At 69.9% G+C, this 21,583-nt stretch carries 19 protein-coding genes; 2 read left to right on the top strand and 17 right to left on the bottom strand.

Translation table 11 applies throughout. From position 1 onward, the window contains the following. Positions 1–8 precede the first annotated feature (8 nt). The 16 genes from IE264_RS24600 to IE264_RS24525 form a co-directional block, all read right to left on the bottom strand. Positions 9–1,274 (bottom strand): M15 family metallopeptidase, encoded by a 1,266-nt coding sequence (locus IE264_RS24600; RefSeq protein WP_190167695.1) that lies wholly within the window; start codon positions 1,272–1,274, stop codon positions 9–11. Further along, the gene (gene fxlM, locus IE264_RS24595) at positions 1,271–3,442 is read right to left on the bottom strand and encodes a methyltransferase, FxLD system (RefSeq protein ID WP_158706512.1); all 2,172 of its coding nucleotides are present in this window, start codon (positions 3,440–3,442) and stop codon (positions 1,271–1,273) included. Before fxlM (IE264_RS24595) ends, IE264_RS24600 begins: the two co-directional genes overlap by 4 nt. A 90-nt stretch (positions 3,443–3,532) precedes the next feature. After that, positions 3,533–5,473 carry an ATP-binding cassette domain-containing protein gene (locus tag IE264_RS24590; protein ID WP_032755210.1) on the bottom strand — a complete coding sequence of 647 codons (1,941 nt, stop codon included), beginning with the start codon at positions 5,471–5,473 and terminating at the stop codon, positions 3,533–3,535. A gap of 234 nt (positions 5,474–5,707) precedes the next feature. Further along, entirely contained in the window at positions 5,708–6,820 is a 1,113-nt protein-coding gene (locus tag IE264_RS24585; protein WP_032755212.1) for a hypothetical protein, read from the bottom strand. Positions 6,821–6,824: 4 nt separating this feature from the next. After that, on the bottom strand, positions 6,825–8,867 hold the full coding sequence (gene fxlM / locus IE264_RS24580; RefSeq protein ID WP_032755214.1) for a methyltransferase, FxLD system: 2,043 nt from the start codon (positions 8,865–8,867) through the stop codon (positions 6,825–6,827). A gap of 36 nt (positions 8,868–8,903) precedes the next feature. Next, the gene (locus IE264_RS24575; protein WP_032755215.1) at positions 8,904–9,977 is read right to left on the bottom strand and encodes a lanthionine synthetase C family protein; all 1,074 of its coding nucleotides are present in this window, start codon (positions 9,975–9,977) and stop codon (positions 8,904–8,906) included. Next, positions 9,974–11,932 (bottom strand): lantibiotic dehydratase family protein, encoded by a 1,959-nt coding sequence (locus tag IE264_RS24570; protein WP_267884101.1) that lies wholly within the window; start codon positions 11,930–11,932, stop codon positions 9,974–9,976. Before IE264_RS24570 ends, IE264_RS24575 begins: the two co-directional genes overlap by 4 nt. A 167-nt stretch (positions 11,933–12,099) precedes the next feature. Continuing rightward, entirely contained in the window at positions 12,100–12,282 is a 183-nt protein-coding gene (locus tag IE264_RS24565) for an FxLD family lanthipeptide (RefSeq protein ID WP_032755217.1), read from the bottom strand. 132 nt (positions 12,283–12,414) lie between these two features. Continuing rightward, positions 12,415–12,966, bottom strand: coding sequence for a hypothetical protein (locus IE264_RS24560; RefSeq protein ID WP_308428524.1), 552 nt, complete (start codon positions 12,964–12,966; stop codon positions 12,415–12,417). Between the two features lie 77 nt (positions 12,967–13,043). Beyond that, complete coding sequence (locus IE264_RS24555; RefSeq protein ID WP_032755219.1) at positions 13,044–13,535, bottom strand: LuxR C-terminal-related transcriptional regulator; 492 nt, start codon at positions 13,533–13,535, stop codon at positions 13,044–13,046. Positions 13,536–13,663: 128 nt separating this feature from the next. Then, the gene (locus IE264_RS24550; protein ID WP_032755221.1) at positions 13,664–14,917 is read right to left on the bottom strand and encodes an acyl-CoA dehydrogenase family protein; all 1,254 of its coding nucleotides are present in this window, start codon (positions 14,915–14,917) and stop codon (positions 13,664–13,666) included. Positions 14,918–15,004: 87 nt separating this feature from the next. Beyond that, positions 15,005–15,643, bottom strand: a complete 639-nt coding sequence (locus IE264_RS24545) for a GAF domain-containing protein (protein ID WP_032755223.1) — start codon at positions 15,641–15,643, stop codon at positions 15,005–15,007. After that, positions 15,643–16,275: a GTP-binding protein gene (locus IE264_RS24540; RefSeq protein WP_229887748.1), complete on the bottom strand. Its 633-nt coding sequence runs from the start codon at positions 16,273–16,275 to the stop codon at positions 15,643–15,645. Before IE264_RS24540 ends, IE264_RS24545 begins: the two co-directional genes overlap by 1 nt. Positions 16,276–16,282: 7 nt before the next feature. After that, positions 16,283–16,693, bottom strand: a complete 411-nt coding sequence (locus IE264_RS24535; RefSeq protein WP_032755224.1) for a DUF742 domain-containing protein — start codon at positions 16,691–16,693, stop codon at positions 16,283–16,285. Next, the gene (locus tag IE264_RS24530; RefSeq protein ID WP_032755226.1) at positions 16,690–17,208 is read right to left on the bottom strand and encodes a roadblock/LC7 domain-containing protein; all 519 of its coding nucleotides are present in this window, start codon (positions 17,206–17,208) and stop codon (positions 16,690–16,692) included. The genes IE264_RS24535 and IE264_RS24530 overlap by 4 nt, the downstream gene beginning before the upstream one ends. Before the next feature lie 70 nt (positions 17,209–17,278). Beyond that, a complete protein-coding gene (locus tag IE264_RS24525) occupies positions 17,279–18,784 on the bottom strand; it encodes an ATP-binding protein (protein WP_078657386.1) in 1,506 nt (501 codons plus the stop codon). Positions 18,785–19,004: 220 nt separating this feature from the next. Between IE264_RS24525 and IE264_RS24520 the strand changes: the two genes are divergently transcribed. Continuing rightward, positions 19,005–19,799, top strand: a complete 795-nt coding sequence (locus tag IE264_RS24520; protein ID WP_078657387.1) for an aminotransferase class IV family protein — start codon at positions 19,005–19,007, stop codon at positions 19,797–19,799. Positions 19,800–19,808: 9 nt separating this feature from the next. Further along, positions 19,809–20,726, top strand: coding sequence for a formylglycine-generating enzyme family protein (locus tag IE264_RS24515; protein ID WP_032755228.1), 918 nt, complete (start codon positions 19,809–19,811; stop codon positions 20,724–20,726). Between the two features lie 222 nt (positions 20,727–20,948). Here IE264_RS24515 and IE264_RS24510 read toward each other — a convergent pair whose 3' ends face one another. Next, positions 20,949–21,395: a DUF6082 family protein gene (locus IE264_RS24510; protein ID WP_032755230.1), complete on the bottom strand. Its 447-nt coding sequence runs from the start codon at positions 21,393–21,395 to the stop codon at positions 20,949–20,951. Between the last annotated feature and the right edge of the window lie 188 nt (positions 21,396–21,583).

The following is a 21,583-nucleotide window of genomic DNA, read 5'->3' as shown; positions in this document are numbered from 1 at the left end:
ACGGCGGATCAGGGCAGTTCGATCGGTCCGTAGCGCGCGTGCGGCTCCTGCCGCATCAGCGCGTCGTACCGGTCGCCCGCCGAGAAGTGCCAGAACTCGGTCCCATAGTTCGTAAAACCCGCGCCCTCCATAGCGTTGAGCAGCACCGTGCGGTGGCGCTGTGCGTGGTCGCTGAGATTCGGGGCGTGCGTGAAGCAAGCCCCGTCGCTCTCCTCCGGTGAGGCGTTGACGCGGGTGCCAAGGTCGAGTTCGTGGCCGTCCTGGTCGACGAGGGTCACGTCCACGGCCGCGCCTGCGGAGTGCGGCGCGATGTCCGGCGGTGAGACGTACTGGCTGGTGGCCTCGTGCAGCTGCTTGGGCGTCCAGTCGTGGTGGGCGGCAGCCAATTGGTCACGGTATTGGGTGAAGTAGCGCTGCTGGAGCGCGAGCGGCCGGTAGCCCTCGATGAACAGCAGGTCGATGCCGGCGGGTAGGAGGGAGCGGGCCTGCGTCAGCCGGGCGAGGACGCCTTCTCTGACGTGGGCGAACGCGCCCTGTGGGTCTTGTTTGCGGGGGTCGACGCGGAAGTCGTTGTCGCGTACGTCGACGAGTGGCTCTCCGCACTCGCGCACCGGGATCGCCGCGACGTGCGGATCGGACATCAGCACCAGGTGCATGGAGTCTCCCTGTGGTGGCTTGGCCTGCGGCGGCTGGGCGGGGGTGGCAGCGGTCAGATCGGATTCGCGCACGATCCGGGCAACGGTGTCCTCCAGGGCGCTGTCGGCCGGGACCACGGTCTCTAGCTGGCCGGGCAGAAGGTCCAACACGCGGTACCAAGAGGTGAGGTGTCTGTCGGTGACCTGTTCCAGGTACGCGGCGTCGGCCTTCGAGGCGTGCCGGGCCAGCGTCGCGTCCAGGGGTACGTCCAGGTAGTAGCAGGCCGAGATGCCGCGGTGGTCGCGGACCAGGGACGTGATCATGTGGCTGTAGCGGTCGGCGTACAGGATTCCTTCGAGTACGACGTGGAAGCCGGCGTCCAGGGCGTGGCGGGCGATCCTGCCGAGCAGGGTGATGTTGGTGCCGCCTGTCGTGTCGTGCTCGCGCAGGACGTTTCGGCGGATCACGTCCTGCCCGACGATGGCGATACCCCGGCCGTAGTGATCGCGTAGGCCCTGGGCGACGCTCGATTTGCCCGAGGCCGAGTTTCCGCGGATCACTACGAGGCGGGTGTCGGGACGTCCGGTCGCCGTCGCGGCGGGCACGTGACGGGGCGCGCTGGTCGGTGTGGCGGTCATGCGGGCCAGCCGGTTTCGCTGTACAGCTCGCCGTTCTGGATGCCTTCGATGGCCGTGCGGGTGTACGGGACGAGGTCGTCGGGAAGGGCGGCGGGATCCCAGAACTTCCACTGGGTGCACTTGTCCGGCTCGCGCAGCTCCGGCTCGCCGCGCCAGATGCGCGCGCGGAAGAACAGGCCCAGGCGGGGCCGGTCCCCGGCATGGTCGATGTGGTGAACGACGTGGACGAGTTCGACGTCCTGGCGCTCGATGCGCAAGCCGGCTTCCTCCCGGGCCTCCCTGATCAGGCAGGCGATGGCGTTCTCCTGCTGGCAGTGTCCGGCCAGGGCATGCCACGTGGACGGCGCGAAGGCGCTGCTGGGGTGGCGCAGCCCGAGCAGCACGCCGCCGTCGGGCCGTTCCAGGTAGAGGTGGACGCCGACGACGTTGAGAACCGTGCCGTGCGGCGAGGTCCGGCGTCCCTCCTCGGATGCGGGTTCGTTTCGCGTCGTCGGGAGGCTGGCGGCGTGGCGGCGTACGAGTTCGCTGGTGGTGTCCGCGATGCGCAGGCGGTGGAGGTCGCCGGGTGCGAACCAGGCGAGCATCACCCCCTCGGTCAGCTGCAGTTCTCGTGGGTCGCCGTTCCAGCGGCCGGTGTAGATGGCGATGGGGACGGTCGCGCCGGCGTCGTCGGTGGCGTACTCGGTGCCGAACGGGGTCAGGTCGGCGAGGTCGAGGCCGGCTTCCTCGCTAAGTTCCCGCCGTACGGTGTGGTCCAGGGTGGTGTCCTGGGGCTCTCGGCCGCCGCCCAGCAGGGACCACATGCCCGGTTCCCAGATCTGGCCGGGGAAGTAGTCGCGGAGGTGGAGCAGGTACTGGCCGCGGTCGTTGTAGATCAGGGCCGAGGCATTGGCCCTCTCTGGTTCGCGGGCGGTTGTGACGGGCGAGGTCGGCCAGTCCACGGTGATGTGGGTGTGCTTCTTGGCGAACATGTGCGGGGCGTGGACCGGTCCCGCCGGAACATGGTCTGCTGCCGGGCGGGCGGTGATGAGGGGGCAGCGGGCGCTGCGGTGGTGGCGCTGCCAGATCTCGATGTGCTCCGCCATCTCTTGCGCGGCGCGGTGACCGTGGTCGCCGTACCCGTGGACGACGAACTCGTACCGGCCCTTGCCGTCGTCCCCGTCATTGATGCGCTGATGCGTCAGCCGGGCGAGGGAGGCTTCGCGGACGATCGCGGCGGCGGGCCAGTGCGGGGGCGGTGGGTTGAGCAGGGGGTGGTCGCTGTCGGGGTCAGCTTCCAGGCGGCAGAAGCCGGGCAGTGCGCCGGCGAGGTAGAGCTGGAGGAGGTCGAAGGGCTCTTGGCCCCCGACGGTGACGCCGGTGCGGGTGACGGTCGGATCCCCGGTGAGGGCAGGGGTGAGTTGGTCCACGGGCAGTGGGGTGCCGTCTTCCCAGGAGAGGTGGACTCCGGTGCCGGGGACGGTGCGGCGGTTGCGATTCCAGGCGCCGTCACCCTGCATGGCGACGAAGCCGCAGACGACGAGCGGCTCGTCGCTGTGCAGGACCCCTTTCGCCTTGGTGAAGCCGATGGCCCAGTGGTAGCCGTGCAGGCGCAGCGGCGCGAGGAGTCGGCCGCCTTCGGCCAGGGCGTCGATCCAGGGCAGGTCCCAGGTGTCGACGGTGACGATGATGGCGTCGAATCCGCCCGCGGGCACGACCTCGTCGGGCAGATGCTCGGCGTCCGCGGTAACCACGTCGACGGCGCCGTACCCAGCTTCGGCCAGGAAGCAGGTCGCCCTCTCGGTCACGGAGGGGTCGATGTCGAGGGTGGTGACGTGGCCGGCCGGACCGACGAGTTCGGCGATCAGGGCGGCGTTGTATCCGCCGGAGCCGATCTCCAGAACGTGGTGGCCGGGTTGGAGGCGGGCGGCTTCGAGCATGTCGGCTTGCAGCCAGGGTGCGGAGATGGAGCTGGTAATGGTGCCGTCGTCGCGGCGACGGGTGGCGACGATGTCGTTGGCGTACGCCGCTTCCACGGCGGTCTTGGGGGCGAAGGTGTGTCGGGGCACGGTGCGGAAGGCGCGCTCGACAGCGGCGGAGCGGATGTGTTTGGCGGTCTGGAGCTGCTCGACGAGCTGGTGGCGTAGCTCGCTCGCGTCGCTGACGTCGGTGGTGGGCGAAGTCGTCACCGCATTCCTTCCGGGAGCGCTGAGGCGGTGGGGTAGGGAGCACAAGATCGGGCCGGTCTGTGGCCGGGAGCGCGGAGGGGCGCGGCAGCGTCAGGAGGTGTCGCCACTCATCCGGCGCTGCAGTGCCCACAGGGTTTGGAACAGGCCGGGCTGCTGGGTGAGCTGGGCGTAGGTTCCTTCCTGGACGATGCGCCCTTCGTCCAGGACCACGATCCGGTCGGCGACGGCGACGTTGGTGAGGCGGTGGGTGATCAGGAGGATGGCTCGGTCCTTGGCCAGTTCGCGCAGGCCGGTGAAGATCCGGTGCTCGGCGCGGGCGTCGAGGGCCGCCGTGGGTTCGTCCATAACGAGCAGCGACGCCTGCCGGTGGAATGCGCGGGTGAGGACCAGGCGCTGCCACTGTCCGCCGGAGAGCTGCTGGCCGCCGAACCACTCGCTGGTCAGGAGGGTGTTGAGGCCCGAGCGGAGCCCGGGAAGCATCTCCGCGGCGCCGGACGCCTCGCATGCGGCGAGGAGGGCCGCGTCGCTGGTGTCGCCTTGGCCGAAGGTGATGTTGTCGCGCATCGTCAGCGGTAGGTACGTGAACTTCTGCGGCACCAGCGCAACGTGCTCCCACGATCCCCACGGGTCGAGTTCCGCAGTGGAGTTGTGATCCCAGGCCACGTCGCCTTGGGTGGGTAGCAGCAGTCCGCACAGCAGGCGCGACAGGGTCGTCTTGCCCGAGCCGTTCTCCCCGACGAGCGCCACGATCTCCCCGCGCTTCACGTGCAGGGAGACGTTGCTCAGACTGTCCTTGGGGGCACCGTCGTAGCGGTAGGTGACGTCGCGGACCTCGAAGCGCTCCGGGGGTGCGGTCACGGGTGAGGTGCCCCGTGAGTCGGTCATGGCCTGGCCGTGGGCGTTGTCGAGGAAGTTCTGCCAGTCCTGCACATACCAGCCGGTGCGCACCAGGCGGGCCCCGCCGCTGATGATGCCGCGCACCGAGCCGGTGGCGGTCTGCAGGGCGAAGACGGCGCCGCCGCCCGCAGCCAGGTCCATCCGCCCCGAGGCCAGGAGCCACAGCAGCGCCGCCCACACCGCGATCGAGGCGACTCCGCCGGCCGCAGCCCCGGTCAGTCCCATCCAGGCACCGGTGTTCGCGGCCGTGCGCTCGGCGGCGTTGACCGAGGCGGCCAGCCGCCGGTAGCGGGCAATCAGGAACGGGCCGGCAAGGCAGGCGCGCATCTCCTCGCTGGACTCCTGATAGGCCATGTGCCAGCGCAGTTTGCCCAGCATCCGGCGTCGGCCCGAGGTCTCCAGTCCGGCGAGGTAGATCACGCGGGCGGAGCGCACGTAGGCCGCGGCCTGCGGCAGGCAGGCGAGGAAGAGAAGGGGCAACAGCAGCGGGTGCAGGACGGTCAGGACGGTTGCCCCGGCGGCGAGGGTGGCAGTCGCCGCGAGGACGTCCTGTGCTTCTTCGACGAGGTCTGGAGTGACCTGCGCGCCGCGGTCGGCGATGTCGTACGCGTCGTTGTAGCCGGGCAAGTTGTTCGCGGCCAGTTCGGCGCCGAGTGCGGCCTCGATCATCGTCAGCTCCGCGGCCCGGCCGAGCACCGGGCGCAGCCGGCCGGTGAGCCAGACCACGGTGATGCCCAGCAGCGCACGCAGACCGGCCGCTCCGGCGATCACGGCCAGCTGCGGGGCGGCGTCCCAGAGCCGCTGCGTGATGTCACCGGACGAGATAAGGGCGTTGATGGTGCCGGTGACAGCAAGGAGGCCGAGGGCGGCGAGGACGCCGGTCGCGGTCTGACACACCAGCAGTCCGACGGTCGCTCCGCGATCCACGTGCCAGGCCATCTGGATCGAGCGCCGTACGAGCGAGGGCAGACGTCGCGCCATGGTGCGGGAGGTCAGCAGAGAGCCGGCCTGGAGCCGGGATTCGTCGCGGAAGAGGTATTCCTCCTCTCGAACACCGGCCCCTTGGGTTTCGTCGTCCGGCGCGGTTCCCTTCTCCGGTCGCGGCGGCTGGTCCTGCGTGATGGCCGAGGTCATCGTTCCCCCTAGGACGGTCGCGTCGGCAGAGTCGTGAGGTCTAACGACCCGGCCGCGATATCGAACGCACGTCATTCGGTCGTGCTGCGGAGCCAGTTATCTCCTGCGCCCGGTGACCCCGTGGGCGCGAGATCCCTGGACTGGCTTGGTGCGGCTGCGGGCGGGAAATGGCCGAAACGCCGATGCCCGCCGCATCACCGGTGACGGCCGGCGAGCCAGCCGGGTCCACGCCTCCTATCCGGCTGCCGGTTCGGCCTGCAGCAGCAGTCCCAGCTGGGTCTCGGCGTGATCGACTGCGCACGCCAGAGCCTCGTGGTGGTCGGCGGACAGGGCGCCGGATCCCAGTCCGGCTGCGGCGGTCACCGCGTTCAGTACGTCTTTCGCCTCCTCGTCCAACCCGGTGGCGGCGACGGGGTGGCCCAGGACCTCCCGGGCGGCGTAGGCGTCGAGGCGTGCCGCGGCGGCAAGAGCGGAGGCGAGCGAGTCGGTGTGCGGCCCGCTGCCGTCGATATCGAGAGCGGCCAGGCCCGCCCGGGTCTGGAACGCTGCGTACGAGGGTTCGGGGTCGGTGAGGAGCGCGGCGGCTGAACGCTGGGCTCGGTCGAGGTCGGCGGGCGGAAGGTGTGCCGGGTCGGGGCGGCAGTGGGTGCGCAGGAGTTCGGCGACGTGGTTCTCCCACGGCTCGGTGGGCTGGGTGGTGTCGATCAGGTCGCGGGCCTGCTGGTCCAGGTCCTGCTCCATGAGGGCCATGATCTTGATCTGGCGGCCGTCGAGGAGGCGGTTGCCGATGCCGCGGTGCCGTGCCATGGCGTCGGCGGCCTCGGTCCAGCGGCTGCTCTGAGCGAGGGCGCGGGCGCCGTCGACGAGCAGGGCGATGTACAGCTCGTGGCAGACCGTGCGGTGGTCCTCGTCCGTACCGGTCAGGGCCGAGAGGTCGACGGTACGGCCGTCTACGTCGGTCTTGGTCCGGTGCCGAGCTGCTTCGTTGAGGCGGTGCAGCAACCTGTAGGCGGACTCACCGTGGCCAGCGCGGGTCTGCAATCGGGAAAGGTTGACCAGCGGCATCAGCGACATGACGGCGATCTGTCCGTCGAGCCGTCCGGCGTCGGCGAAGACCTGGTGCTGCTGCCAGCACAGATCCTCGGCCAGACCGGGTAAGCCGACGTCGGAGGCGATCAGTGCGGCGTAGTTGAGGACCCCGCAGGCGCGGGCCACCAGGTCGTGGTGGCTCGCACCTGCGGGCGCGACGGTCAGCCCGGTGAGGTGGTTGATGCGCTCCCGGAGGGGGAGCGCGGGCGCCTTGGTGCGGCGGACCAGGGGGATGCGGCTGGCTATCGCGGGGATCATCGGTTCAGCCCTTGCGCGCCCAGTCGACGACCAGTCGGCTGTAGGGCTTGTCGACGACGAAGCGAGGGTCGCTGGACGCCAGCCGGTCACGGGAGTCGGCTACGGCCATCCGGAAGCCGGGTTCGGGGGCGCCGTTGCCACCGGTCGCGTCCCAGGCGCGGATCTCGTCGACGACGCGCTCGGCCAGGTCGGTACCCACCTCGCCGTGACCGATCACGCCGATCTCCCAGTACCGTCCCTCGTTGTCCTCGCCTTCGCGGATCGTCAGGTACGCGAGTGATCCGCCGTCAAGGGCGGCCATGGAGCCCCAGCCAAAGTGCGGGGTGAACCCGGGGCGCTGCCCCGGCAGCCGGGAGAGGCCGTTGGGCAGCACGCAGGCCAGGTACAGGTACAGCCACTCCCAGGCGAAGCCTTGGCGGAACTTCACTCCGGTGTAGAGCTTGGTCTGCTGCTGGTCGAGAACGGTGCGCAGGGCGTCGCGGTCGACATCCTGCTCGCTGAACGTCTCCAGACGCACGTTGCCCTCCCCGGCCATCGGCACGAGGGTGTACACGTCGTCGCAGACGCCCTTGCGCAGCGGGATGAAGGTGGCCATCTCGCAGGAGACGGTCTTCCACGTCTCTCCGTCGCGTTCAAAGGCGAAGCTGCGGGAGATGCTGCCGCGGATCCGCATCGGCAGGACCAGGCGCCCGCCGGGGGCGAGCTGGTCGAGGATCTTCACGGGGACGTCGCCGGCGCCGACGGTGAAGATGATCCGGTCGTACGGCGCGTGCTCGGGCAGCCCGGCCGCGCCGTCGGCCATCACCGCGGTGGCGTTGTCGATGCCGGCGTCGGCGAGGTGTTTGCCCGCCCCGGCGACGAGGTCCTGGTCGACGTCGAGGGTCCACACCTGCCCGCCGGGGGAGACGATCTTGCCGAGGAGGGCGGCGTTGTAGCCGGTGGCGGCTCCGGCTTCCAGGACCTTGTGGCCGGGCTGGGCGCCGAGCTGTTCGAGCTGGGTGGCGACGATGGACGGCGCGGAGATGCAGGAGATCATCTCGCCGTGGTCGTCGTGCTTGATCGGGACCGCGTCCTCCTTGTACGCGCTCTCCAGGTCGACGTCGGGCAGGAAGGCGTGGCGGTCGGTGGTGCGGAAGGCGTCGATGGCCGTCTGGCTGTGCAGGTGGCCGCTGTCGACGAGCCGCTGGGCGAGGGCTTCGCGGTACTGGTGGGGGTCGGTTGCGGATGTCACGGTTGTCTCCATTCGAGGGAGGCTAGGTTCCGCCGGAGCGGACTTGCGGGTAGACACGTCGCCTTCTCCGGTGGAGAAGGCGACGTGACGGCCGAGCCACGCGGTGGCGGCCTGCGTTTCGGCAGGTATGCCCGCGCGATTGAAGGCGAAGATCGCGTGGTGGGCGAGGACGCCCCGGATTCCGCGTATCAGCCGGCCGTCGTCGGCGAGCAGGCGCAGGCGGCGGCCGGCGTCCTCGAACGCGGCGACGCGCTCGGTCCAGCCCGCTTCCGCGTCGGGGCGCAGGGCGGCGTCCGCGTTCATCAGCCGCCGCATCGCGGAGAGGGCTGTGTCCAGGGCGGGCCCGTGCGGCGGGGCGACGGGTGGCCGCAGGGCAGCCCATCGGGCGTGGACGTCGCCAGCTTCGAACGGGTCCAGCCCGGCAGCGCGGATCATGGCGGACAGCAGCATCACGGTGCGCTCGCGGGCTCCGGAGGTACCCGTCTCGGCGAGCGCGGCCGGGCTGTCGGCGCAGAACACGTCGTGGGCGACCGCCATGCCTTCCGGACCGCCGAAGGCATGAGTCTCCGGCTCGTAGATCCCGCCCGTCCAGCCGGTGAGCACGCGGTCAGCGACGAGCTGGTCCAGGAGGCCGGTGACGGGCTGTTCGGTGCGCAGGCGCACGCCTGCGTCCTTGCGTAGAAAGTGGAAGCGCTGTCCAGCCAGCGCGGTCGCCAACGTTCGGGCGGCGCCGCTGTGCGGGGTGGGGAAGGCCACGGATGCGTGCCACCAGGACCGTTCCGCAGGGATCGGCAGGTTCTCGTCGTGGAAGGTCATCGGTTGGAAGCTCCTTGCAGGGTTCGGGTTCGGGGGTCAGGTGAGCAGGAGGGCGCGGCTCCAGCCGGTGGTGTCGGTGGTGTGCAGGGCGAGTTGGGCTCCGGCGCGGCCCTCCATGAAGCCTGTTTTGGGCAGGTGTTCCCAACTGGTGGCGAGCTGTCGGTGCAGGTCCTGGATGATTGGGTTGAAACGTGCGGGGGCGGGGCTGTCGGCGGCGACCGCGCGGGTGAGCGTCAGCAGGCCGGCCCAGCCGTGGCAGAGCGTGGCGTCGGTGATACGGGCGAGGCGCAGCGGGTCGGTCAGGATGGTCTCGACGGTGTCCTCGGCTGTGCGGCGGCGGGCGGGGTCGCCGAGGGCGAGCGCGGCGAGCTGCTGGGCGCGCGCGATGCCGGGCTGGCCGTAGCACCAGGACTGGCGGGCCGGTTCTGGCGGTGCGGGCGGTTGCTCGGCATCCAGGTGGGCTGCGGTGGACCAGTAGTGGGTGCCGTGCCGGTCGAGCCAGGTTGCGATCGTGCCGACGGCTTCTTCCTGACCGGGGACGGTTACTCCTTCGCGCAGGGCGAGGGAGAGCACGGCCAGGGGCCCGGCGATGCCGTGGGCCATGCCGTTGTTGCCGTGCCCGCCGGGCATCTCTTTCCCGTCCGGGCCGAGCGCCGACCACCATCCGGGCAGCAGTCGGCCGCTACCCCGGGTGGGGTGGGCGAGTGCGACGAGGCAGGCGAGCACGTCGGGCAGCCGGGGAGCGGGAGGTTGGCGGGAGAGCAGCAGGGCGGCAAGCCCGGTCAGGCCGCGGATGAGGTCCCACTCGGCGAGGTGGGGCAGCTCGTCGGCCGCCTGACGGTGCTGGGCGGCGGCGAGTCGGGCGTCCACGACGCGGTCGACAGCCGTCCGGACATTGTCCCCGGCCCCGTGGGCGCGGGTCAGGACGAACTCCAGGGCGGGTGCGCCGTGGAAGAGGCTGGCGTTGCTGCCCGTGCTGACCCCCCGGGCGGTGGCCTGGGCGAGGTGGCGGCGTGCTGTGGATAGGTCGCGGCGCTCGATGTCGAGCAGGGCCATCCCCAGGGCTCCCTCGGACAGGTCCTGCGTACGGGGCACCGTCGTCGTGGTCATGAGCGCCTGGCCAGAGGGACGACGATGCTGTGGGCCCGGCCGCCGATCCACCCGTCGGCGTCGGCCGGGGGCGCCTCGTGCAGGGTGGCGATACCGAAGGGGCTGGCGTCCAGGTGCGCGCGCAGGAGGTCCAGGTCGACGTCGTGGGACAGGTCGAGCGGGAGCTGTTGGTCGTCCTCGGCGAGCAGGACTCGCTCCGGCACCCTGAATCGCGCTCGCCAGAAGCGCAGTTGGTCCGCCCATTCATGGAGTGGTGCGGTGCGGTGGGGAAGCGTACGGCTGCGGATCTTCCACCGGGCGGCGGTGAGGACGGTACGCCGGTAGGTGAGGGCCGGAGTGAAGGGCAGGGCCCAAGCGGCGCCCCAGTCGAACCAGGTCACCTGCGGGGAGGCGGCCCTGCTGATCTCGCCGAGGAAGCGGGCCATCGGCGGGGTGTAGTTGTTCCACAGGAAGTTGATGGCGGTGGGGGCCAGCAACTCCAGTGGCTTGCCCGTCGCGGACTCCACCAGTCGCGCGCTGCCCCCGGTGACGGTGACCGACAGGTCGCGGGGGAACAGGACGTGCGGAGCTGGGCGGCGGAATTCACCGACGCTCACGACGCGGGGCAGTGCCTGCGGCGCGCGCGTGAGCAGGTCCGCTGGCACCCGCCCGGCGTGGAAGGACAGCTGCGCGAGTTCCGCCTCCGGATCGACCGTGGGAAGTTTCGCGTACGCCGTCTCGGTGCCGGGAAACAGGTGCCAGAACCGGCCGGTCATCGATCCTGCCGAGCGGGACACGGTCAGGACGCGCAGCCGGAAGTCGCCCCGGGCCAGGGCCTGAACGGATGCGGAGTGCACTTGGGCGGCCAGTTCGAGGTGGGGCGCCGGCCCTTGGGACTCGCCGTCCGCCGCAGCTTCCAGTTCCTCGATCATCGCCCCGGTCAGCGCAAGGCTGTGACGGCCCTCGGCGGCGGCGCTACCGGCCAGCTCCAGCAGCAGGCGGTCCCGCCGGGACATCGGCCGGGGCGGTTCGCTCGCCGTGACGAACCCTGCCGGGAAGCCTATGCCGTGGCCGGGATCTGTGGCCGTCTCCACCGGCACCGTGGTGTTCTCCCCGTAGCGCTCGGTGAACTGCTCGGTCCACCGACGCCAGGCCGGTGTCCCGTTCGGATGGGTTACCAGACGGGCCAGGACGGTCGCTGCCGTCTCCGCCTCGGCCAGCACCTGCACGGGCAGTCGCACATCGGCATCCAGCCGCAGGTCGCCAGCTGTCATCAGGTCCGTCGTCCGGGCACTCACCGCAGGCGGTAAGACGTCTGCTGGGTTGGTGATGGTCGCGGGGGCGCGCAGCGAGGAGCGCAGCAGCCGGACCCCTAGCAGTTCGCCCAGAAACCTGTCGCGCTCCACGCTGCTCAAGGCGGGGAACTCCGCGCTGAGCTTGTCGGCCAACTGGCAGTACGCGATGGGTGTTCGGGCCAAATCGAGGACGAGACGCAGCGCGGGGCCGAGGGCAAGCCGGAACTCGGCATCGCCTTCGGATGGCACGTAGACCTGCTGGTCGACCGTCCGGACAAGGGGGTTGACGCAGACTTCGGCGTCGGCCATGCGCCCGGCATCGCTCTCCCAAGCGCTCAGCATCTCGTCGAGACGGACGGGGTCGGGCCGGGTAACGACCTGGTGCTCAGCCCCGAACCGGACGGCCCCGGACTGGCCGAAGTCGAGTTGCGCGACTCCGGCGAACAGGCCGAAAGGGGTTGATCGGTGGGTGTGACGGATCGCGTAGCGGGCGGTGGCCAGCGCCGCCCGGCGCATCCGGCGCACCTTCGGCGTGCGGCCCGTGATGATGGCCTGCACCTGCTCGGCCAAGTGAGGACTCGCATGCGACACGGCGCCTCGAAAAGCGGTATCCGACCACACCGCACTGAGCCACGCGCGCCACACCTCGGCAGGCGCTGTGGACGCCGGCCAGGGCGGCATCGCGGGCGCGGTGACGTGAACCGCGGCGCGCAGCATGGCCTGTCCTGTGCCCTCGTACCGTCTGGGCCGTTGCCGTGTCATCAGCGCACTCCTCATTCTGGTGTGACGGGCGGGGCGTGCCGGACGGGGAAGTCCCCGTCCGGCACGCGGTACCGGGGTGTCCCGGCTTACGAGGTGGTGCAGGCGCTGGGGCAGGAGCTGCCGCAGGTGTCGCCGGTGCTGCACATCAGGACCGTCTCGGTCGCCGGCGTGCCCTCGATGAAGGTGATGTCGAGCGCGAACGGGTCGTCGGGTGCCATGAGATCCGCCTGCGCGGGGGTGGCCGGCTTCTCGGTCTGGATAGCGGTCATGTATGCCTCCTGGGAGTGATGGATGGTGCGGTGGGGATACCGGAACCCGGTCGGGCCCCGGGGTCTGCTGCCAGACGGGAGGGCCGGTGAAGTTGCCTGGGCCGCGGCGCCTGGAGTCGGTGGGCCGTGCTGTCAGGCTGGGGCGGGCTGCGGAGTTTGTACCTGGCAGCCGATGAGAGCTCTCAGCCCAGGCCGACGATCGGCGATGAGTTCGAGCCGGGCGACCGGCTCGCCGTGCTGTCCCATGCCAGTTCCTTGTAGGTTCCAGCCCATGTCGATGACACGACGGAGGAAGGGGGCGATCGGATCATCGTGAAGAGGATCACGGGCGAAGACCTCCGCTCGCACGAGCGGCAGGCCCAGCCGGGCGGCGAAGTCGGAAGCCCACAGCGTGATCAGCTGGACGGTGTTGTCACCCTGGCCGGGCAGGGTGTGGACGCAGCTCAGGAAGAGACACGAGCCTTTGTCCCACCATCCGTGGCTGGACATGCGCTGAGGGACCATGCAGGCACGCAGCAGACCGTCCTCGAACAGCCCGGCCGGCACGGACTGCGGGTCACGGAACAGGGCCGGTATGTCGGCTCGGGCGGGTACGCGCAGGCCGCGCACGGAGAGCCAACGTTGACGGTCCTGTACAAGCGCGACGGCCTCCGCCCGCTCGGCGTCCGTGGACAGCGTGCGCATCTCGTACACGGTTGCCGACGCGGGCTGGCCCAGAGGCATGGGCGACGGCTCGGTGAACGGCGCGGCGGATGACGTGTTCACCGGGCGGCCCCGCTCTCCACCGTGTCGGCCGGCCTGGTGCCCAGCAGGCCCCACGCGTGGGCCAGGACGACGAGCTGGGTGACGTCATCGGCACCCGTCTTGTCGAGCAGTTCGCCGAGTGCGGACCGGAGGCCGACGGGGGCGATCCTGGCAGCGAGGGCGACGTCGCCGGGAGCGCTGTGTTCAGCGACCGCTCTCAGCAGCAACCCCTGTGCCTTGTTGAGCACTGGTGCTGGCCGCTCCGTTGCGGGCGGGGCGACCTGTCCGGAAGCCAGGACGAAGTGCACGACCACCTGCAGCTTGCAGCGGGGCGGGCAGTGGAGGCTCTGCCGGATTACGCGGACGTACTCACGGACCGTATGGATCGACAGGCCACTCCTCGCGGCGATCTCCCGGGTGGAGAGACCGTCCACGAGCTGTCGAGCGACACGATGCTCAGCAGGATTCAGCGGTGTGATCGGTGCGCTGGTCGTCATGGACAGGGGCACGGGTGTCTCTTTCTCAGCTGGGTTGACGGTCTCGGAAAGGGGTGCCGCCGGTCCCCGCGGGGGACAGGGTCCGGCGGCACCGGCCCGCGCGCGGCGGCTGGAGTCCACGGGGCGCCGCGCACGGGGGTTCATGCGGCCGTGGGGTCAGGCTGGGCTCGGGCGACGTCGGCGGCCAGCCGTTCGGACCACTGGATGTGGTCCTCCTCGAACGCGGCGTCGGCGAGGCGTATTCGCTGGACCTCACCGGTTCCTGCCGGCGGATAGGTGTGCTGGATGTCGCGCCACAGGCGCTGGAGGACGTAGTCGCGGTCCAGGGCCTGGGCGCCGTGCAGCTCCATGGCGTCCTGGGCCGACTTCATGGCCCACTGGTGGCCCAGGTACTTCGCATTGATCAGGTCGGCATCGCAGGACAGGCCCTGATCGAGGAGGTGCACGGACTGGTAGGCGAGGATGCGGCCGGCCCGCAGGCGAGCCTCCATGTCACCGATGCGGTCCCGAAGGACCGGCAGGTCGGACAGGGAACCCCGGTAGCGGGGGCGTGCCTTGAGGCGAGCGGTCGTGGTGGCCACGACTGCTTCGTGGATCCCGAGGCTCACCGCTGCCAGGTTGGGCCGGCCGTAGAGGATGCTGCTGCTCTGGGCCACGCTCAGCCCTTGGCCGATCTCGCCGACGATGTTCTCGGCGGGTACGCGGACGTGGTCGAGGTCGAGGTGCCCGACGGAGAAGCCGTGCAGGCCGAGGCCGGGGCGGTGGCTGGCGACGGCGAGTCCGGGGCGGTCGGATTCGACCATGAACGCGGTCAGCGCCTTTGAGGTCCGCACGCCCGCCTCGGCGGTCCGGGCGAGCACGAGGTGGGCTCCGGCGAGGTGGCTGTTGCCGATGTGTGCCTTGGTACCGGTGATCATCCACTGATTGCCGGTGCGTTCGGCGGTGGTTTCGATCCCGCCGATGTGCCCGCCGACGGCCGGTTCGGTGACCGCGATCGATAGGAGCAGCGATCCGTCCGCCACGCCGGGCAGCCAGCGGGCCTGCTGTTCGACGGTGGCGAAGTTCAGCAGGGCGCCGACGGGAATCTGGGTGGCTTGCAGGATGGCTGCGGCAGCTGCCGAGACGCAGGCGATGCGGTGGATCAGGACCGTCTTGGCCACATGGCCTGCGGCCAGACCCCCGAAGGCCGAGGGGACGGTGATGGCGAACCATTTCCGCGCGGCCATCAGATCGGCGACCTTGCGTTCCACCCGGCCCGGAGCGGCTTCCATCCGCACAGCGCGCGGCGCGATGTGCTCGGCCGCGAAGGCGTCCGCCTCGGCCCACAGCAGTTCGTGGCGGGCGGTGAGGTAGGGCCGCAGCGCCGGAGGCGGTGTGGCGGGTGTGGCGGGCATGGTCGTCTCCCTCTCCCTGGGTGAAGGTCGCGCGGTGGTGCGGCCGGGGATCGCTAGCGGCTCCCGGGTGGGGGTGGTGGAACCGGTCTAGCGGCTGGGTGCGGGGGCGATGTGGTCCATCACCTGTGCGCCGGCGCGGATGACGATGTCTCTGAGCCGTCGGGCCTCGTGCAGGGGGCGCTTCTCGGGGTCGATGACGCAGACGGTGCCCAGCACGGTGCCGCTGTCGTGGTGGATGAGCGGGGCTCCGAAGTAGGAGCGGATCCCGACTGCGTCGACCACGTGGTTGCCGCTGAAGCGCGGGCTGGCGTGCACGTCGTGCAGGGGGAGGGCCTTCTTGCGCGCCACGACCTCCGGGCACCAGCCGTGGTCGTGGCTCATGGTGCGGCCGACGATGACGTACCCGCTGTCCGGCGGTGGCTGATGCAGTCCGACGAAGGTCTGCTTCTCCAGGAACAGATTGACGAACCCGTACAGGAACCCCGTCTGCTCGGCCATGTCGCGGGCCATATCGTCGAAGTCCTGGCTGGCGGCGGTGGACACGCCCAGGCGCTGCAGCAGCTCGTCCCGCTGTGCCAGTGCGGTTGCGTGCGGGAGCTGCGTAGCGGCGGCGCCGGCAATGGCGGACCGTCCGTTGGCACCGCCACGTACGCCGCGGTGCGGTAAGGACTGTGTCGTTGGGGCGGTTTGCGGTACGAGGCGGGGGCCGTTGGGCTGGTATGACATCAAGCGTCCTGGAGAGTCGTGGCGGATGTGGAGTGAGCGGTGCCTGCCGGTGCGTTCGTCATGGCGTGGCTGACGAGCGTCAGCAGGACGCCGGCGACATGGTCCGGAATGCGGGCGTCGCAGCTCACCACCGGTACGGAGGGGGCCAGTGCGAGCGCGGCGCGGACCTGTTCGGGGTGGTAGCGGTGGGCTCCATCGAAGTGGTTCGCGGCGACAACGAAGGGCAGGCCGATGTCTTCGAAGAAGCTGACGGGGGTGAAGCTGCTTTCCAGGCGGCGGGTGTCGACCAGGACGACGGCGCCGACGGCTCCGCGAGAGAGGTCGTACCAGAGGTCGCCGAACCGGTCCTGGCCGGGCGTGCCGAACAGGAACAGCTCCAGAGGCACGGGCGCGTCAGGCAGGCTGAGGCGGCCGAAGTCGAAGGCGACCGTGGTGGTCTCCTTCGCCTCGACACCCGCCAGGCTGTCGACGTCCGCGCTCGCCTCGGTCAGGTACTCCTCCGTGCTCAGCGGTGTGATCTCGCTGACGGCGCCCACGGCGGTGGTTTTGCCGACGCCGAAGCCCCCCGCGATCACGACCTTCAGCACGGTCGGTGCACCGGCCGCGGGTCGGGACGAAGTCTGCGGCACCACGGACACCTCATCCAGCCTGGGGATATGCGGCGGCATCGGGCCACCTCCTTTTCAGGGCCACCGAGAGGGCCGTCAGTAGCTCCGGAGTGGGGCGTTCATCGGCACCTGGCCCGGAGGCGGCAAAGGCATCGGTGACGGCGACGTTGAGCGCATGGGCGTCCAGGAGGTCGGAGACGAGGATCTTGACCACGGTGACGGGGCGGCCGAGTCGTCCCGCCAGCTCGGTCACCGAACGTCGGTGTTCCCCGCACAGGGAGAGGATCTTCGCGCTTTCCTCAGCCTGGCCCGGTCCGGCCCGTCCAGGACCGGCTTCCAGCACGGTGTCCAGGCCAAGCCGGTGCCGCGGCCTGGTGCGTCCCCGCGTCAGAACGTAGGTGCGGACGAACGCCCCTTCAGCCGCGTCGCCGTGGGTACTCACCGGACCTCATCACCGGCGCTGGCTCGGACGGGGATCTGCATGAAGGGAGCGAACTTCTGCACCAGCCTCCCCATCTCGAACCCGGCGTTGCCGGCGTCGGCGTCGGTGGCCGCGATGACGGCGAGCACCGTGTCCACCAGACCGTGCTCGTTGCCGGGGTGTTTTCCGAAGGCCGCGCTCTGACCGGCGCTCTGAACGAAGAACAGGCAGTCATCGCGCTCAACGACAACCTGCCTGGCCGGCCGCTTCTTGTGGCTCGGGCCGGTGATGTTGGAGGCGATGGAGGCCACTCCGCTGAGGGCGGCCGACAATTCGTCCGCCCAGTCCTTGTCGACCTCGCTGTCCAGCAGGCGCAGCCCGTCCCGTGACAGCAGGACGGCGTGCGTGACGCCCGGGACATCGGCGACGAACTGCCGCAGCAGCCAGGCCATGTCCTCCCGCTGATGGTTCGTGGTCGCCGCGGGTACGGACGAGACGCTGGTCGTCGCGGAGTTCGTCTCAGGGGGTGTACTCATGGGTGTCTCTCCAGAAGGGGAAGGGCCAGCGGCATGGCCAGCCACGGGACTGGGCGCGTGAGGGGGATCGTCAGTGCCGGAGCTGTCCGGCCGAAGCGGGGGGCGAGGCGGCGCTTCTGCCGGCCTCGACGCCGTCGCGGAAGGCGCCCGCGAGTCCCGGCCTCGCCGCAGTCGCGGGGGGCCGCTCTCGCTCGTGTGGCGGACTGAATGCGCCAGCTAGACGTGTACGCCGGGGGAGAGCGGGCGCAGGGACAGAGCGCTGCGATTCTCCTGCCGCCGGTAGCCCGATGACCGGGTGGCTCACCTGGCCAGCCGTCGTCACGGCGGGCTGCGTCGACGGTGATGCGGCGGGGCCGATCGTCGGGCGATGGGCCTGCGTCTCATCGACGGGAGTAATCGCGACCAGGAGCCGGTCCGGAACGACCACCAGAGCGGTGGTGCCGCCCGTCACGTTCTCCTGCAGGAGAACCGACAGCCCGTGCGTCTGGGCGATCTTCGCGGCGACCAGCAAGCCGAGCTGCCCGGCACGCACCTGGCCGCTGACGTCGACCTCGTCGGGGGCCTGGAGAAGATGATTCATCTGCGCGCGGGTCTGCGGACGCATCGGGATGGCCCGGTCCTCGACCTCGATCGCCAGCCCGTTCGGCACTCGCTGCGCGCGCACCCATACCCGATTCGCCGGGTCGGAGCACTCGCAGGCGTTCTCGATCAGCTCGGCCACCAGGTGCGTCAGATCCGGACCCACATGTCCCGGAAGACCCAGCTCCGCGCCTACGGAACCGGCCGCAACCACCACACGCGGGTACTGCACCACCTCGGAGACCGCACCCCGCAGCGCGGTCGCGACGGGAACCGGTCGGCGCACGCTGCGCAGGGACCGGCCGCCCAGCACCGCCGTGCTCTCCACCTGACGACGCACCCGCGTCACGAGGTGATCGATTTCGAAGACCTTCGACAACAACTCCGGGTCGTCGGTCAGCATTTCCAGCTCGGTCAGCGCCGCCAGGGCCTTCCCGACCAAGCCGTGCTCCCGCATGGCCAGGCCGCGCAGCACTTCGAGAAGCACCACGGACTGGGACTCGTCGTGCACGCGTATCAGCGAGGCAACGACGTGCGCCTGGAGCCCACCCAACACGGTGTCGACCTCGGCGTTCGGACGGGCCGGTGGCAGGGTCGCCACATCTGGCAGCGGCGGTCGTGCCCCTCGGCACAGCTCGTCCGCCGACCACACTACCGACTTCTCGACGGCCGCCGAGGCCCCCGTGACGGCCGCCAGTACCGCTGCACGCCGTTCTTCCGCCGCTGTCTCGGCGGCGTCGGCGGCGATATGCACTCCGCGGGCCGTGACCAGCGCGACGCCGACCACCCCACCGAGCAGCCCGACCAGTAACCAGCCGGGAGGCAACGCCCCCATCGACCAGACGGCGAAGGCCACGCCCAGCAGCGCCGCGAGAAGCAGCACCGGCAGGATCACGGCACGACGGACGTGGTGCAACGTGGAGGCATCGGTCCGCAGCGACCGCCGTCGGCGGTGGCTGACGGCGGTCGACCGGGCCGGAAACGCGCTGTCAGACATGGGAATCCTCGTCAGTGGAAAGGTTCGGCTAGGCGTTCTGCGACGTAAGGGCCTTGCGCGGTCTGTCGCGGCCCGCAGGATCGATCGCGCCGTCGATCACTCGACGTAGTTGCACGGTGACCAGCGAACACCCCGCCGCAATGGCTTGGGAATGACTTTCAGATGACGTTGACCCGTCAGTAACCATGGTTGGGGTGCCATCGGAGTAGGTGGTCCTGACATGCTGGGCCGCATGGCGACACTCAATGGAAAGCCCGTATCCGCAGACGACTTGCTTCCCCTGGCACTCACGAACGTTGGGCACTTCACGTCCATGCGCGTCGACGCCGACGGCAGCATCCGCGGTCTGGCCCTTCACCTGGAACGCCTCACACGTGATTGCACGATCGTGTGGGGCGCGGCCCTGGACATCGGCCGGGTCCGCGAGTGCGTCCGCCAGGCGCTGGAGGGACAGACACTCCCGTGCGTCGTGCGAGTCACCATCTACGATCCGGGGATCGAGATGGGTCGCCCGGCCGCCGCCAACGAGCCGCACATACTCGTGTCCGTTCGCGGCGCCGGCACACTGCCTCCGGCCCCCTTGCGAGCCCAGAGCCAGGTATACGAGCGCGACCTGCCGCAGGTGAAGCACACCGGCCTCTTCGGTGCCCTGCACACCCGGGGTTCGGCTCAGAGGGCGGATTACGACGACGCCCTGTTCGTCGGCCGCGACGGTTTCGTCTCCGAAGGCGGAACCTGGAACGTGGCGTTCGTGGACCAAGCCGGTACCGTCGTGTGGCCCGAGGCTCCTGTACTTCCCGGCGTCACCATGACCCTGCTCCAGCAGCGAGGCGACCACCGCACCGCGACCGTCACCCTGGAGCAGGCGAAGGGAATGGCCGCGGCCTTCGCCACGAATACCTCGATCGGCGTACGTCCCCTCGCCGCGATCGACGACACCGAGTTCCCCGTAGATCACCCGGTGTTGAGGCACCTGCAGGAGACGTACCTGTCGATCCCCGGCGAAATCCTGTAGAGCAAGACCATGGCACGGGTACTCAGGTGGACAGGGCGGGAGGCCGAGTTGCTGCGCGTCGCAATGCGCAGCAAGCAGAAGGACTTCGCCGATCAGGTCGGTGTGAACCCTCGCCAGATCCCACGATGGAAGAGTCGGGGGGAAACGATCGAACTCGAACTCGACAACCAGTCGGCCCTGGACACGCTCCTCGCCCAAGCTCCGCCTGATGTCCAGCAGCGGTTCGCCGAGCTCATGACCGAACGCGCCGCTGTTGAACACGACCAGCGCGCCGAGGAACTGCTGCGAAGGGATCCGACCACGCGTCGGCATCCGGTCGACGGAAAGGTCATGGCCCTCGTCGAAGAAGGCATCTACCTCTCCGGCCCCGGCAACCACTCGGTATGGCTGGAGCCATTCCTCATGGATGTCTACCCGACGACCAATGAGGACTACGCAAAGTTCGTGCTGGCCACCGGACATCGGCCACCCCAGCACTGGCCCGATGGCCGCTGCCCCGTCACGCTTGCCACGCACCCCGTGGTGTGGGTGACGTGGCACGACGCGACCGCGTACGCCCGATGGGCCGGCAAGTCCCTGCCCTCCGCGCAGCAGTGGGAGAAGGCCGCCCGCGGACCGCGGGGACGCATCTACCCCTGGGGAAATGAGCCGACGGCAGCCAAGGCGAACACAGCCGAGGCCGGGATCGACACCACAACCCCTGTCTCGCGGTACCAGTCCGGAGCCAGCCCGTTCGGAGTCTTCGACCTCTGCGGCAACGTATGGGAGTGGTGCTCCACCGCAGAAGAGCCCGGCAACGGCCGATACCACCTGAAAGGCTCGGCCTTCACGTCCCCGATCGCCCGGGCAGCACCGTTGCTGCTCAACACGGCCGTCGAGTCGATGAAAGACAACGACACCGGCTTCCGCTGCGTCGACCACCAGTAGGGAAACGTCCAAGGCGAGCTGGTCTGACTGGTTGGCCGGCGGGTCATGAACCTGGCTGCCCTGCATTACGGTTCGAGTGATGACTACTCCAAGTGACTCGTTGGCGTTCCGGAGAGGAGTCCTCTCCGGAACGCTGACGACCGGACACGTCGACGCGGGGGTTGGGGTTCGACTGTCCCGTCCCGGCAGGCCGGAATGGGACAGCCCTTTGGCGTCCGTCTGCTACGCGGCCAGGTTCGTGGCGCGGGTGTAGGCGTCGCCGATGGCCTGGTTAAACACTTCGCTCTTCTCGTCACCCACGGCCTCGGCCACTCGGAGCGAGCCGAACTGCTTCCAGTAGTCGCGGCAGGTGGCGCTCTCCATCGCGTGGCCCGCGAAAAGGTCCAGTTGGCGGCGGGTGACCAGGCCCAGCCTCCAGCGGAGGCTGAACTGGCAGAGCAGCCGGTTGCCGGACAGCATCCGCTGGTACTGCTTGGGCTCGATCCCCTCGGGCGCCCAACGCGCGGCCTCCTGCTCATCCTGGGAGGTCCGCGCCAGCCAATCGATCTGGATGCGCGAGAGTGTCGCGTCGATGGTCTGCTTGTGCTGCCGGTCCTTCTGGACGAGGTGGGCGACGCCGACAGCCGCAACAGATGCGGCCGCGATGAGAACTGCGTTGCTGGTCTTCATGGGTTGCAACAGTCCTTTCGGTCGGTGCTGCCCCGCCTCGGCCGAGGAAGGGCAGCGGGTTCGGCTGCCGGGGATCTGTTCCCGGCGGGCCTGTTCGTCTCCGCCCCGGACCCTCAGCCGGGGCGGAGACGAACAGCGGGCCGGTCGAGTCGGGGTGTTCAAGTCCGAATCGACCGGGGCGCGAGGGC

Origin of the sequence: Streptomyces microflavus, assembly GCF_014650075.1 — a bacterium.
In the GTDB taxonomy this organism is placed as follows: Bacteria; Actinomycetota; Actinomycetes; order Streptomycetales; family Streptomycetaceae; genus Streptomyces; species Streptomyces microflavus.
The sequence above is the reverse complement of the archived record's forward strand: the minus strand, read 5'-3'. Positions and strand labels throughout refer to the sequence as shown.